Source organism: Ruegeria sp. CDSC052, assembly GCF_059610685.1.
On record NZ_JBXWOB010000014.1, the window covers coordinates 49818 to 64223 of the forward strand.

The window sequence follows — 14406 nt, forward strand, 5'->3', positions numbered from 1 at the left end:
CAACCGGATTCGGAAAGTTTTTTGAAAGTTTTTTAACCACTGCTTTCAACCGTCTGTGCCGCGTTGCTTTTTCGTGGCTGCGCGGCGTTATTGCGCCTTGTTTGAAAGGGCATTGGGCGGTAGATCGGATCAGGACCCAATAGCAGGAGCCCTCAAATGTCCAAACTGGTCACGATTTATGGCGGATCCGGATTTGTCGGCCGGTATATTGCGCGACGTCTGGCGAATGAAGGCTGGCGCGTTCGGGTTGCGGTGCGCCGTCCGAACGAAGCGATGTTTGTTAGACCCTACGGTGCGGTGGGGCAAGTCGAACCTGTCCTGTGTAACATCCGCGATGACGCTTCGGTTGCTTTGGCGATGCGGGGGGCTGATGCGGTGGTGAACTGTGTTGGTGTGTTGAACGAGATTGGCCGGAATGAATTCGATACCGTTCAAACCGAAGGGGCTGAACGCGTTGCGCGTCTAGCAGCCGCTGAAGGTGTAACCCGTATGGTCCATATCTCGGCCATTGGTGCTGATGCCGAGGCGGGGAGCGAATATTCTCGTACCAAAGCGCAGGGCGAGGCCGGTGTTCTGGCGCATATGCCGGGTGCAATGATCCTGCGCCCTTCGGTGATTTTCGGAACCGAGGATCAGTTCTTCAACCGTTTCGCTGCGATGACCCGGATGGGGCCATTTCTGCCGCTGGTCGGGGCCCAGACGCAATTTCAGCCGGTCTATGTGGATGATGTCGCCAAGGCTGCGGTGCAGGGCGTGCTGGGGCAGGCCAGCGGGGGTGTCTACGAACTGGGCGGACCCGAAGTGAAAACCTTCCGTGCGTTGATGCTGCAGATGCTGGATGTGATCAACCGCCACCGGATTATCCTTGGGATTCCCTTTTGGGTGGCCCGGATCATGGCGGGAATGCTGGACATAATGAAATTTGCGAGCTTTCAGTTGTTTCCGAACAATATCCTGACGCGTGATCAGCTCAAGAATCTGCGTCACGACAATGTTGCCTCAGATAGCGCGCTTGGCTTTGCCGATCTGGGGATCGAGCCGGCGACGCTGGAATCGGTCCTGCCGGATTATCTGTGGAAGTTCCGCCCCTCGGGTCAGTACGACGACATACAGAACTCGGCCAGCAATATGCGGACCTGATCAGCTGTAGGCGATGACCAGAAGGATTGCGCCCACTACTACGCGGTAGATCACGTATGGCGTAAAGCTGACGCTGCGCAACAGGCGCATCATCAGCGACAAGGCAAGCAGCGCGGACAGAAACGCAAAGAAGGCAGCAACAGCACTGTCGAACGCCAGTTGGGCATTTGCCTGGCGGATGACCTCTGTGGACAGCAGCGCTCCGGATGCCAGAATCGTGGGTATGGACATCAACATCGCGATGCGTGCGCCGTCTTCGCGGCTGTATCCAAGCTGGCGCGCCCCGGTGATCGTGATCCCGGACCGGGATGTTCCGGGGATCAGTGCCAGAACTTGCCACAGGCCCATGATCATCGCATCGCGCAGGCCCCAGTCAGAGGTTTCTTTGCTTTGCGGCCCTTTCTGGTCCATCCAGTAGAGCAATATGCCGAACCCCAGCATCGTCCAGCCGATGACCGTCATTGAGCGCAGAGACTGGCTGAGCCCGGTTTTGAACAGGATCGCTCCGACAATGACGGTTGGGATCGTGGCCAGAATCAGCCCCAGGGCCAATCGGGCTTGTGGTGTATCGGTGCGCCCCAAAAGAGCCTGCGGCAGTCCGGAAATCGCCATTTTCACATCAGACCAGAAATACAGAATTACGGCGCCCAGAGTGCCCACATGCACAGCGACATCGATGGCCAACCCCTGATCGTCCATACCGGTCAGGCTGGGTAAAAGTATCAGATGACCCGAAGATGAGATCGGCAGAAATTCGGTAATTCCCTGAATGACTGCTGCAAGAATCAACTGAAAAAGACTCATTTACCTGCCCGTGCTGCCGTCACGTGTTCTTTGTGATCCCTGCGTATAAGCGCGGTAAGGAAAAGAAAAGGATGCAAATAGGTCCGAATCGGAACTAAAATCCTGTATTTCTCACTGGTCATCGGTGGAATCCCGCAAAGTTTTTGAAAAAAGGTCAGTACACTTGACTTTTAATCCCCCTACGCATCTTTTAAAGAGGCGCGACCAAGCCAATTCATGGAGTCTGACCCGTGGCCAAGCAACCGATGCTGAAATTTGTGCAGATCGACCGAGTAATGCCGGAAAAACGGGCCGCAGATGCCCGCACGGAAGACTTTGACGAAATCTATGCCGAATTCGCTGCTGCCAAAGCTGAAGAACAGGCCAGCCGCTGCAGCCAATGCGGTGTGCCTTATTGTCAGTCGCATTGCCCGCTGCACAACAACATCCCCGACTGGCTGAACCTGACCGCAACGGGCCGTCTGGAGGAGGCCTATCACACCAGTCAGGCCACCAACACCTTCCCCGAGATTTGTGGGCGCATCTGCCCACAGGACCGCCTGTGCGAAGGGAATTGCGTGATCGAACAATCTGGGCACGGCACTGTTACCATTGGCTCGATCGAGAAATATATCACCGACACAGCCTGGGAAAAGGGGTGGGTCAAGCCGGTCGTACCGGGTGCTGAGCGCCGCGAAAGCGTCGGCATCATCGGCGGCGGCCCTGGTGGACTGGCAGCGGCGGACATGCTGCGCCGTGCGGGTATTCAGGTCTCCGTGTATGATCGCCATGACCGGGCAGGCGGACTGCTGATGTATGGAATTCCGGGTTTTAAGCTGGAAAAAGACGTTGTTCAGCGCCGCAATGACCTGTTGGCTGATGGCGGGGTTGAGTTTGTTCTGAATTGCGACGTGGACGCCGCCAAATTCGCGGAAATCCGTTCCAAACATGATGCGATTATCATCGCAACCGGCGTTTACAAGTCGCGCGACCTGTCCATGCCTGGGAGCGGTTTGACGGGTATTGAAAAGGCCATCGACTTCCTGACAGCCTCGAACCGCAAAAGCTTTGGAGACGAGGTCGAAGATTTCGACAATGGCCGTTTGAATGCCGAAGGCAAAAAAGTTGTCGTGATCGGTGGCGGTGATACCGCGATGGATTGCGTGCGGACTTCGATCCGTCAGGGTGCGACCTCGGTCAAATGCCTGTATCGCCGCGACCGCGCGAACATGCCCGGATCGCAGCGCGAAACGCAGAATGCCGAGGAAGAAGGCGTCGTATTCGAATGGCTAAGCGCGCCAAAGGGCTTTACCGGCGATGATCAGGTTTCCGGCGTTATGGTCCAGAAGATGCGTCTGGGTCAGCCCGATGCCACTGGTCGTCAGGCCCCCGAGTTGATCGAAGGCGCGGATTATGTCGAAGACGCTGATCTGGTGATCAAGGCGCTGGGGTTCGAGCCCGAAGACCTGCCCACCCTGTTTGGCCAGCCTGACCTGCCCGTGACCCGCTGGGGCACTGTAAAAGCAGCGTTCGAGACCGGCGAGACCGAGATGGACGGGGTCTATGCCATCGGTGACATCGTGCGCGGTGCCTCGCTGGTGGTCTGGGCGATCCGCGATGGGCGCGACTGCGCCGACGCGATCCTTGACCGTTTCAACAACACGGCTGCGGTTGCAGCCGAATAAGCCCCGCGACAGGAGGGACAGAGATGCCCGAATTGCAAGGCCAATGTATGTGCGGCGCGGTCACAGTGACTGCCACCCCGGCGAAAGAGTCGTTGGGCGCGTGCCATTGCGACCAGTGTCGCCGCTGGACCAGCTCGATGCTGATAACGTTTCCCGCGCAAGAGGGGTATGCGGCCCTTGGGCCGGTTAAGACCTTTACGTCCTCGGATTGGGCGGAACGTGCATTTTGCGCCGATTGCGGATCGGCCCTGTGGTACCGGATCACGCTGCCGGGTGAAATGCACGGGCATACCCAAATGGCAGCAGGCCTGTTCGACGACACGGACAATCCGCTGCAACTGGAACTTTATATCGACAAAAAGCCTGACGGGTACGCGTTCGCAGGCGAGCGTCGGCAGATGACCAAAGCTGAGGTCGAAGCCATGTACGGCCTGCCGGAAGAAGGAGACAGCCAATGACCAAATATGATGCCGATTGGGTGCGGGCCGAAGAAGCCAAACGTCAGTTCATGGCCGAAAACGGTCTCTATTCCGAGGAAGAAGAGCATTCGTCCTGCGGTGTGGGTCTTGTGGTCTCAGTCGATGGCAAGCCGTCTCGCAAGGTTGTGGATGCTGGCATCGCCGCGCTCAAGGCGATCTGGCACCGCGGCGCGGTAGATGCGGATGGCAAGACCGGCGACGGCGCGGGTATCCATGTGCAAATCCCGGTTCCTTTCTTCTATGACCAGATCCGTCGCACTGGGCACGAGCCCAAATTGGATCAGCTGATCGCGGTTGGTCAGGTCTTTCTGCCCCGCACCGATTTCGGCGCGCAGGAACAGTGTCGGACTATCGTGGAATCCGAAGTGCTGCGCATGGGCTATTACATCTATGGCTGGCGCCACGTTCCGGTTGATGTCACCTGCCTCGGCGAAAAGGCCAACGCGACCCGACCCGAGATTGAGCAGATCCTGATCTCGAATTCCAAAGGCGTGGACGAAGAGACATTCGAGCGTGAGCTTTATGTCATCCGTCGTCGCATTGAAAAGGCTGCCGCAGCGGCCGGGATTTCCGGGCTGTATCTGGCGTCACTGTCCTGCCGGTCAATCATCTACAAGGGCATGATGCTGGCCGAGCAGGTTGCGGTTTTCTACCCCGATCTGATGGATGAACGATTCGAATCCGCCTTTGCCATCTATCACCAGCGCTATTCGACCAACACCTTCCCGCAATGGTGGCTCGCCCAGCCCTTCCGCATGCTGGCCCATAACGGTGAGATCAACACTCTCAGGGGCAACGTCAACTGGATGAAAAGCCATGAAATCCGCATGGCCAGCGGCACCTTTGGCGATTACGCCGAGGATATCAAACCGATCATCGCTGGTGGATCGTCGGATTCTGCCGCATTAGACTCTGTATTCGAAGTTCTTGTACGCGCAGGCCGCTCGGCCCCGATGGCGAAAACCATGCTGGTGCCCGAAAGCTGGTCCAAGCAAGCTGTGGAACTGCCGCAGGCCTGGCGCGACATGTATTCTTACTGCAACTCGGTGATGGAACCCTGGGATGGCCCTGCCGCGTTGGCCATGACCGATGGCCGCTGGGTCTGTGCCGGTCTTGACCGGAATGGATTGCGTCCGATGCGTTATGTGGTCACTGGAGATGGTCTTGTAATTGCAGGCTCCGAGGCCGGGATGGTCCCGATTGATGAGGCCAGCGTGACCGAAAAAGGCGCGTTGGGCCCGGGCCAAATGCTGGCCGTGGATATGAAAAAGGGCAAGCTGTATCGCGATACGCAGATCAAGAACAAGCTGGCCCGCGCACTGCCATTCGGCGATTGGGTCGGCAAGATCAACGATCTGGACGAGTCTCTGGCTTGCATCACCGAAGCGCCGATCTATGCGGGCGAGGAGCTGCGCAAGCGTCAGATCGCCGCCGGATATTCGATCGAGGAACTGGAGCAGATTCTGGCGCCAATGGCCGAAGATGGAAAAGAGGCACTGGCTTCAATGGGCGATGACACGCCATCGGCTGTTCTGTCGAAACAGTACCGTCCGCTCAGCCATTTCTTCCGCCAGAACTTCAGCCAGGTGACCAACCCTCCCATCGACTCGTTGCGCGAATATCGTGTGATGTCGCTGAAAACCCGGTTCGGAAACCTGAAAAACGTGCTGGATGAAGACAGCAGCCAGACCGAAATTATCGTGCTGGAAAGCCCGTTTGTGGGCAATGCCCAATGGGAAGCACTGGCAGAAAACTTCAATGCCCCATTGGCAGAAATCGACTGTAGCTTTGAAGCCGGACAAGGGGCGCTGGGCGCAGCTTTGGCCCGTATTAGAGCCGAAGCCGAAGAGGCCGTGCGCTCGGGCGCGGGGCATTTGGTGTTGTCCGACATGAATTCAGGTCAGGGTCGCGTAGCGATGCCGATGATCCTGGCAACAAGCGCGGTGCATTCGCATCTGACCCGCAAGGGTCTGCGCACATTCTGCTCGCTGAACGTGCGGTCGGCGGAATGCGTTGATCCGCATTACTTCGCCGTTCTGATCGGGTGCGGGGCCACTGTGGTCAACGCCTATCTGGCCGAAGATTCTCTGGCCGATCGTATTGATCGCGGGTTGCTGGATGGCAGCCTGACCGAAAATGTCGCGCGGTACCGCGAGGCGATTGACCAGGGCTTGCTGAAAATCATGGCCAAGATGGGGATTTCGGTGATCTCATCCTATCGTGGCGGATTGAACTTTGAGGCCGTGGGCCTCAGCCGTGCCATGGTCGCCGAATTTTTTCCCGGTATGACCAGCCGGATTTCCGGCATCGGTGTTACGGGCATTCAATCCAAGGCCGAAGAGATCCATGCCAAGGGCTGGGAAAGCGGTCTGGATGTTCTGCCGATCGGTGGTTTCTATAAGGCCCGTAAATCAGGCGAGACCCATGCGTGGGAAGCGACTTCGATGCACATGCTGCAGATGGCCTGCAACAAGGCGTCTTACGAGCTGTGGAAGCAGTATTCGGCCAAGATGCAATCGAACCCGCCGATCCATCTGCGCGACCTGATGGATTTCAAACCGCTGAGCAAGCCGATCCCGATTGAAGAGGTGGAATCTATCACGTCGATCCGCAAACGGTTCGTGACGCCGGGCATGTCTCTGGGGGCGCTGTCGCCCGAGGCGCACAAGACGCTGAACGTTGCGATGAACCGGATCGGGGCGAAATCCGACAGCGGCGAGGGCGGCGAAGATCCGGCGCATTTCGTGCCGGAACCCAATGGTGACAACCCCTCGGCCAAGATCAAACAGGTGGCTTCGGGCCGGTTCGGTGTAACCGCCGAATACCTGAACCAGTGCGAAGAGCTGGAAATCAAGGTTGCCCAGGGTGCCAAACCCGGTGAGGGCGGGCAGTTGCCTGGCATGAAGGTCACCGACCTGATTGCGCGCCTGCGCCATTCGACCAAGGGTGTAACACTGATCTCACCGCCGCCGCACCACGATATCTATTCGATCGAGGATCTGGCGCAGTTGATCTATGATCTGAAACAGATCAACCCGCGCTGTAAGGTGACGGTCAAGCTGGTGGCGTCCTCGGGTGTTGGCACGATTGCTGCAGGTGTAGCCAAGGCAAAAGCGGACATTATCCTTATTTCGGGTCACAATGGCGGCACCGGCGCGTCGCCTGCGACATCCATCAAATATGCTGGTCTGCCGTGGGAGATGGGCCTGACCGAGGCGCATCAGGTTCTGGCGATGAACAACCTGCGGGATCGCGTGACCCTGCGAACCGATGGCGGCTTGCGTACCGGTCGTGACATCGTCATGGCCGCGATGATGGGGGCCGAGGAATACGGTATAGGCACTGCCGCCCTTATCGCGATGGGCTGTATCATGGTGCGTCAGTGCCAGTCCAACACTTGCCCAGTTGGCGTGTGTACTCAGGACGAAAGCCTGCGCGCCAAATTCACCGGTAATGCCGATAAGGTCGTCAACCTGATCACCTTCTACGCGCAAGAAGTGCGCGAGCTGCTGGCCAGCCTGGGTGCGCGCTCGATTGACGAGATCATCGGTCGGGCAGATCTGCTGGCGCAGGTCAGCCGAGGGTCGGCGCATCTGGATGATCTGGACCTCAACCCGCTGCTGATCACCGTCGATGGTGCCCATAACATCGTCTATAATCGCGACAGAGACCGGAACGCGGTGCCCGATACGCTGGATGCGGAAATCGTGCGCGATGCCGCCCGGTTCCTGAAAGACGGCGAGAAAATGCAGCTGTCTTACGCAGTGCAAAACACGCACCGAACCGTTGGGACGCGGGTTTCCAGCCATATCGTGCAAAATTTCGGGATGCGGAACACGTTCCAGTCGGATCACCTGCACGTGAAGCTGCAGGGCTCTGCCGGTCAGTCGCTGGGAGCGTTTGCAGCGCCGGGACTCAAGCTCGAAGTTTCGGGTGATGCCAATGACTATGTCGGAAAGGGCTTGTCTGGTGGTATGATTGTTGTGCGTCCACCGCAGGTCAGCCCGCTGAAGGCGGATGACAACACCATCATTGGCAACACGGTTCTGTATGGGGCCACGGACGGGTATCTGTTTGCAGCAGGCCGCGCCGGGGAACGGTTCGCTGTGCGCAATTCAGGCGCCAAGGTGGTGATCGAAGGCTGCGGCTCGAACGGGTGCGAATACATGACCGGCGGGGTCGCCGTGATCCTGGGCAGTATCGGCGCCAATTTCGGAGCGGGCATGACAGGCGGCATGGCTTACCTGTACGACCCCGACGGCAAGGCGCAGGCGCTGATGAATATGGAAACGCTGGTGACATGCCCCGTGACCATTGGCCATTGGGAAGACCAGCTGAAATCGCTGATCGAAACCCATCAGGCCGAAACCATTAGCCGCAAGGCTGCGGATATCCTGCAGCACTGGGAGGTCGAGAAGGCGAACTTTATCCAGGTCTGCCCGAAAGAGATGCTGAACAAGCTCAGCCATCCGTTGGCGGTCGAGGCAACAGCTGTTCCTGCAGAGTAATCTGAGGGCCAATGAAAATGGCAACCCCGCGTGTCTTTTAAACCACGTGGGGTTTTCTTTTATTGGTCCTAGGTGGTCGTTTGCTTGTCGAAACGGGCCCAATAAGCCTAGATTTCGTCACTTTTTGTTCGGAAGTTGCGGTTAGGCTGCTGTGCAGTCGTGCGAATGCGTAGGAGTCTGTTAGATGCCAACCACCTATCTTGATCAGTTTTATTCGTTTGACCCCGCGAATCCGCCACCGGGCGGTACATCGGTAGTTGTTGATAAATTCAACCTCACCGATGTGGATGACGATGGCGAGATCGACGCGCCCAGCGGGGATACGGTAAACGGCCAGGATGTAACTTCGTCGTGGCCGGGTGATGTTGTTACGATTAACGTGACAGGCGTTGGCAATGTCACCTATACCGGCACGACCTTCTATCTTGCTGACGGAACCCGTGTCTTTACACCAACAGACGGGCAGGTTCTGCAACCGGGCACGTTTGTCTCATCAACATTTGTCAACACGCAGGGGCCGCTAGATGTTGGCAATCTTGGCCCGCCCTGTTTCACCCCCGGAACGCTGATCGAAACGCCTGACGGCGCTTGCTCAGTCGAAGATCTGAAGCCCGGCGATATGGTCATCACATCGGACAACGGTGCGCAGCCGCTGCTTTGGGTGGGGCGGACCACGGTTGAGGCCGAAGGCAAGCTGGCGCCCATTCGGTTTGAGGCTGGCGTGCTAGGGCTGGAACAGCCTTTGATCGTGTCGCCACAGCACCGGATGCTGGTCTCGGACTGGCGGGCGCCGTATTTGTTCGGCCATTCCGAAGTGCTGATCGCAGCGCATTGCCTGGTCAACGGGGATTCTGTTACGCGTGTTGAGGGTGGTCAGATCGACTATATTCATCTTCTCTTTTCGCGCCATGAGATCGTCATTGCAAATGGGGCCAAAAGCGAAAGTTATTACCCGGGGCACGCGCTCTCTCAGTCTGACGCCGAGACAAAGGCTGAAGTTCTGGCCCTGTTTCCCGAATTGCAGACCCGCGACGCGGTCCTGCCAGAAACCGCCCGCCCCGTGATACGCCCGCGCGAGGCGCGCGCTTTGGCGATTTAATCCGTTCCAAACATCGTCGCCGCGTCGTATAGCAACAATATGGCAAAGAAAGCAGCGCGCAAATCGAGCAGTAAGAAAAGCAAGGCGTCGAAGGCAAAGAACCAGACACAATCGCGGATTCGCCGCTGGGTGACCCGCGCAGTATTGGGTCTGGTTGCGTTTGTTGTGGCGCTTGTGGTGCTTTTTTCTGTGGTGAATCCCCCGGTAACCCATACGATCTGGTCTGAATGGCGGCGGCTGGGCAAAGTTCAGCGCGATTGGGTGCCGATTGAACAGATCTCGCCCGTCATGGCGCGATCCGTGGTGGCGGCAGAGGATGCCAATTTCTGCCTGCACTGGGGGTTTGATGTCGATGCCATTCGCGATGCTTTGGAGGAAGGCGGTACACGTGGCGCCTCAACCATCACGCAGCAAGTGGTGAAGAATGTGTTCCTGTGGCAGGGACGCAGTTGGGTGCGTAAGGCGCTTGAGACATCTCTCACCCCCGTGGTCGAGATTTTCTGGAGCAAGCAGCGCATTCTCGAGGTCTATTTGAACGTGGCCGAGACTGGCGAAGGTGTGTTTGGCGTTGAGGCCGCAGCCCAGCGCAACTTCAATGTGACCGCGGCCCAGCTGTCGCCAGTCCAGGCCGCACGTATTGCCGCAATCCTGCCTTCTCCCAAAAACAGGTCCGTTCGGGATCCGTCGGTCCGCACACGCAGACGGGCTGCCTCGATCCTCGATGGGGCGGCCACCATTCGCGCAGATGGTCGCGCGGATTGTTTCGAGGATTGAAACCCAAGGCCCTGCAAGGCTAAAGCTTGAGTGTATTCACTGGTTCGATTGGAAGCCCATGGCGCGTTTGTTTCATGTTCCCTTGTCCCCCTTCTGCCGCAAGGTGCGCCTGTCACTGGCGGAAAAGAAGATTGAGGTTGAGCTGGTCGAGGAGAAATACTGGGAGAAAGACCCGGATTTCCTGCGGCGCAACCCGGCCGGAAAAGTCCCGGTTCTTCGTCTGGACGGAAAGATCATGTCCGAAAGCAACGCGATTTGCGAATATATCGAAGAAACCCGGCCCGATCCTGCGCTGATGCCCCAAACGCCGGAGGCACGATACGAAGTGCGTCGGCTGGTGGCCTGGTTTGATGACAAGTTCCATCACGAGGTGACATCCAAACTGGTTTATGAGCGCGTGAACAAGAAAGTTACCGGTCAGGGCTATCCTGACAGCAAAAATGTCAAGCAAGGTGCCAAGGCCATCAAGTATCATCTGGATTACATGGCCTGGTTGCTGGATCACCGCCGTTGGCTGGCCGGGGATCAGATGACATTGGCCGATTTTGCGGCTGCGGCGCATCTATCGACGCTGGATTATATCTCAGACGTGGATTGGAATCGGTCTCAGGCGGTTAAAGACTGGTACGCCAAGATCAAATCCCGACCTGCTTTCCGGTCGATCCTGGCGGATCAGGTTCCTGGGTTCAGGCCGCCCACCCATTACGCAGATCTGGATTTCTGATAGGGTCGCACAAGGGGGGCTGTCTGCCCCCCCCCATCGCGCCTTGGGGCGCGATTCCCCCCGAAGGTATTTAGGGCCAGATGAAGAGCGGATCGGGTTTAAAGGATAGGCTGGTGGCACAGGCGCTGAGCGAGGGCTTTGTGTCTTGTCGCATTTGTCGCCCGTGGGATGTCCCCGAAGTGCCCGCTCGGCTGGAGGCGTTCCTGCAGGCCGAATATCACGGGCAAATGGGATGGATGGCCGAGCGGACCCATTGGCGAGGCGACCCGGCAGCGCTCTGGCCCGAGGCGAAATCGGTGATCATGTTGGCAGAAAGCTATGCGCCCGAACATGATCCAACCGAGATTCTGGACCACCCCGAGAAGGGGGCGATCTCAGTCTATGCGCAGAACAAGGACTATCACGTCCTGGTCAAGAAGCGGCTCAAAAGGTTAGCCCGCTGGTTGATAGCCGAGGCTGGTGGCGAGGTGAAGGTCTTTGTCGATACCGCCCCGGTTCCGGAAAAGGCCTTGGGTCATGCTGCGGGGTTGGGATGGCAGGGTAAGCACACCAATCTTGTAAGTCGCGATTGGGGAAATTGGGCCTTTATAGGGTCTGTTTTTACAACTCTGGACCTACCTTCGGATCAAGCAGAGGTGGATCACTGTGGATCCTGCCGGGCCTGTTTGGCCGCCTGTCCGACAGACGCATTCCCGGCGCCTTATCAGTTGGACGCGCGGCGCTGCATTTCTTACCTGACAATCGAACACAAGGGTCCGGTTGATGAAGACCTGCGCGCGAAACTCGGCAATCGGATCTATGGTTGCGATGATTGCCTTGCCGCCTGCCCCTGGAACAAATTCGCAGTCACGGCCAGTGACATGCGCTATGCAGCGCGTGAGGATCTGAAGGCTCCTCGGCTGGCAGAATTGGCTGGCCTGGACGATCCGGAATTTCGAACGAAATTCTCGGGCTCTCCAATTAAGCGGATTGGACGGGACCGGTTTGTGCGAAATGTGCTGTACGCCATTGGCAACTCAGGCCTGCAGGGGTTGATACCGATTGCACAGGATTTGACAGAGGATCCGGATTCAGCCGTGGCAGATGCCGCGCGCTGGGCGGTCAAACAACTGTCCTAGGTGCCGCAAACAGGCTGGACGTGTCGGTGCAAACCGCTAAACCCAATCACAGCGAACAGGAAGGAGAACCCGATGGCGCTGGCTTTGGGGGTTGATACAGGCGGAACCTATACGGATGCGGTGCTGGTCCGGGATGAGACCGAGGTGATTGCTTCAGCCAAATCTCTGACAACACGAGCTGATCTGGCGATTGGCGTTGGCAAGGCGATTTCTGCGGTTCTGACGCAGGCTCAGGTGTCACCGGAGCAGATCTCAATGGCGTCGCTGTCAACGACATTGGCCACGAATGCGCTGGTCGAAGGGCAGGGTGGCCGGGTTGCTCTGATCTATATCGGGTTCAGGGAGAGTGATCTGGAAAAGCATGGTCTGCGGGATGCTTTGAAAGGGGATCCAGCTTTGGTTGTGGCGGGCGGTCACACGCATGCGGGAACAGAGGCCAGGCCATTGGATGTTCAGGCGGTAGAAGCCTTTTTAGACTCTAATTCTGGTATCTCCGGCTTCGCGGTGGCCGGTCAGTTCGCCACCAGAAACCCGGCGCATGAACTTGAGGTCGCCCGCATTATTACTGATCGGACGGGTGCGCCGGTGACATGTTCGCACCATCTGTCGGCCAAGTTGAATGGCCCAAAACGTGCGGTGACTGCGGTGCTGAATGCACGGTTGATTGGCATGATCGACCGCTTGATCGGACGGGCACAGGATCAGCTTGTGACGCTAGGAATTTCAGCGCCAATGATGGTGGTTCGAGGCGACGGAGCGTTGATGAGCGCCGAACAGGCGCGGGATCGACCGATTGAAACGATTTTGAGCGGCCCTGCGGCCTCGATCGTCGGGGCGCGCTGGCTAACGGGAGCCGAGAACGCGCTGGTATCAGATATCGGTGGTACCACGACCGATGTCGCCTTGATCCGGGATGGCAAGCCCGCCATTGATCCCGAAGGTGCCAGGGTTGGCGGCTTTCGCACCATGGTGGAGGCCGTCGCAATGCGGACCCACGGGTTGGGCGGGGACAGTCAGGTACATGTTGTAACCGAAGGGCTGGGCGGGGGCATCTTCCTGGGACCGCGCCGTGTTTTGCCCGTATCTCTGATCGCGTCAGAAGCGCCCGACGAGGTTCACACGGCCCTGGATGCGCAGTTGCGGGCCCCAACCGTGGGTGAACATGACACCCGGTTCGCACGTCTGGTACCGGGTGTTCATGCCGAAGGTCTGGGGGCAAGGGAAACCGCCCTGGTGGATCGCTTGGGGCAGAAGGTCCTGCCGCTGTCCGATTTGCTTAAAACGCGGATGGAGACAGGCGCACTTACTCGTTTGATGGATCGTGGAATCGTTCAGGTATCCGGCGTGACACCTTCGGATGCCAGCCATGTTCTGGGCCGTTTGGATGCCTGGGACGCAGAGGCTGCACGCAAAGCGCTGGAACTGGTGGCGCGAAAACGGATTGGCACCGGTGATATGCTGGCTGCAACACCGGATCTGTTGGCGCAGATGATCGTTGATCAGCTGACCGAACAGACCTCTTTGACCTTGTTAGAGACCGCTTTTTCAGAAGAAGCCGAGGATTTCGGCGTTCTGGCACCCGATCTGGCCCGGCATGTTTTGACGCGGAAAGGTCTGGCCGGGCATCGCGGTTTGGTGGCGCTGGACGCGGCACTGAATGTGGATGTGATCGGTCTTGGGGCGTCGGCCCCCAGCTATTACCCCGCAGTCGGGGAAAGATTGCGATGCCGCATGATTCTGCCGGAACACACGGGCGTGGCCAATGCGATTGGAGCTGTGGTTGGCAGGCTGACACTGCGCCGGGCCGGGACCGTCACCGCGCCATCCGAAGGGCGGTACAGGGTGCATCTTGAAGACGGGCCTCAGGACTTTAGCGATTCTGACGAGGCGATGGCGCTGCTGGAATCCATCCTGAGGGATGAGGCGGAAGGAGAAGTGCGCGGAGCCGGTGCCGAGGATATCCGAGTGATCGTCGACCGGGATATCCGCACCGCCCGCATCGAAGCGCAGGAGGTCTTTGTTGAGGCAATGATCACCGTCGAGGCCAGTGGAAGGCCGCGGGTGGCGTCTGACTAGCCCCTGATCCGGGGCTAATC

At 58.2% G+C, this 14406-nt stretch carries 10 protein-coding genes; 9 read left to right on the top strand and 1 reads right to left on the bottom strand.

What is annotated here, in order from left to right:
• Positions 1 to 156: 156 nt before the first annotated feature.
• A complete protein-coding gene (locus AC2FIM_RS17525; protein WP_271951676.1) occupies positions 157 to 1140 on the top strand; it encodes a complex I NDUFA9 subunit family protein in 984 nt (327 codons plus the stop codon).
• Here AC2FIM_RS17525 and AC2FIM_RS17530 read toward each other — a convergent pair whose 3' ends face one another.
• Positions 1141 to 1944 (bottom strand): undecaprenyl-diphosphate phosphatase, encoded by an 804-nt coding sequence (locus AC2FIM_RS17530; protein WP_142640289.1) that lies wholly within the window; start codon positions 1942 to 1944, stop codon positions 1141 to 1143.
• Between the two features lie 230 nt (positions 1945 to 2174).
• Between AC2FIM_RS17530 and AC2FIM_RS17535 the strand changes: the two genes are divergently transcribed.
• The 8 genes from AC2FIM_RS17535 (at position 2175) to AC2FIM_RS17570 (ending at position 14386) form a co-directional block, all read left to right on the top strand.
• Positions 2175 to 3608 (top strand): NAD(P)-dependent oxidoreductase, encoded by a 1434-nt coding sequence (locus AC2FIM_RS17535; protein ID WP_271951679.1) that lies wholly within the window; start codon positions 2175 to 2177, stop codon positions 3606 to 3608.
• A gap of 23 nt (positions 3609 to 3631) precedes the next feature.
• Positions 3632 to 4066: a GFA family protein gene (locus tag AC2FIM_RS17540; protein ID WP_271951681.1), complete on the top strand. Its 435-nt coding sequence runs from the start codon at positions 3632 to 3634 to the stop codon at positions 4064 to 4066.
• Positions 4063 to 8595 carry a glutamate synthase large subunit gene (gene gltB / locus AC2FIM_RS17545; RefSeq protein WP_271951683.1) on the top strand — a complete coding sequence of 1511 codons (4533 nt, stop codon included), beginning with the start codon at positions 4063 to 4065 and terminating at the stop codon, positions 8593 to 8595. The genes AC2FIM_RS17540 and gltB overlap by 4 nt, the downstream gene beginning before the upstream one ends.
• 184 nt (positions 8596 to 8779) lie before the next feature.
• On the top strand, positions 8780 to 9694 hold the full coding sequence (locus AC2FIM_RS17550) for a Hint domain-containing protein (RefSeq protein WP_142640281.1): 915 nt from the start codon (positions 8780 to 8782) through the stop codon (positions 9692 to 9694).
• Positions 9695 to 9733: 39 nt separating this feature from the next.
• On the top strand, positions 9734 to 10468 hold the full coding sequence (gene mtgA, locus AC2FIM_RS17555) for a monofunctional biosynthetic peptidoglycan transglycosylase (protein ID WP_142640279.1): 735 nt from the start codon (positions 9734 to 9736) through the stop codon (positions 10466 to 10468).
• Positions 10469 to 10526: 58 nt separating this feature from the next.
• The gene (fzlA, locus tag AC2FIM_RS17560) at positions 10527 to 11192 is read left to right on the top strand and encodes an FtsZ-binding protein FzlA (protein ID WP_142640277.1); all 666 of its coding nucleotides are present in this window, start codon (positions 10527 to 10529) and stop codon (positions 11190 to 11192) included.
• A gap of 80 nt (positions 11193 to 11272) precedes the next feature.
• Positions 11273 to 12310 carry a tRNA epoxyqueuosine(34) reductase QueG gene (gene queG, locus AC2FIM_RS17565; RefSeq protein ID WP_496678858.1) on the top strand — a complete coding sequence of 346 codons (1038 nt, stop codon included), beginning with the start codon at positions 11273 to 11275 and terminating at the stop codon, positions 12308 to 12310.
• Between the two features lie 72 nt (positions 12311 to 12382).
• The gene (locus AC2FIM_RS17570) at positions 12383 to 14386 is read left to right on the top strand and encodes a hydantoinase/oxoprolinase N-terminal domain-containing protein (protein WP_281973717.1); all 2004 of its coding nucleotides are present in this window, start codon (positions 12383 to 12385) and stop codon (positions 14384 to 14386) included.
• The last annotated feature ends 20 nt before the right edge of the window (positions 14387 to 14406 follow it).

Coding starts and splice junctions, on each gene's coding strand:
- AC2FIM_RS17525 (WP_271951676.1), top strand. CDS start 157: ATGTCCAAACTGGTCACGATTTATGGCGGATCCGGATTTGTCGGCCGG.
- AC2FIM_RS17530 (WP_142640289.1), bottom strand. CDS start 1,944: ATGAGTCTTTTTCAGTTGATTCTTGCAGCAGTCATTCAGGGAATTACC.
- AC2FIM_RS17540 (WP_271951681.1), top strand. CDS start 3,632: ATGCCCGAATTGCAAGGCCAATGTATGTGCGGCGCGGTCACAGTGACT.
- gltB (WP_271951683.1), top strand. CDS start 4,063: ATGACCAAATATGATGCCGATTGGGTGCGGGCCGAAGAAGCCAAACGT.
- AC2FIM_RS17550 (WP_142640281.1), top strand. CDS start 8,780: ATGCCAACCACCTATCTTGATCAGTTTTATTCGTTTGACCCCGCGAAT.
- mtgA (WP_142640279.1), top strand. CDS start 9,734: ATGGCAAAGAAAGCAGCGCGCAAATCGAGCAGTAAGAAAAGCAAGGCG.
- fzlA (WP_142640277.1), top strand. CDS start 10,527: ATGGCGCGTTTGTTTCATGTTCCCTTGTCCCCCTTCTGCCGCAAGGTG.
- queG (WP_496678858.1), top strand. CDS start 11,273: ATGAAGAGCGGATCGGGTTTAAAGGATAGGCTGGTGGCACAGGCGCTG.
- AC2FIM_RS17570 (WP_281973717.1), top strand. CDS start 12,383: ATGGCGCTGGCTTTGGGGGTTGATACAGGCGGAACCTATACGGATGCG.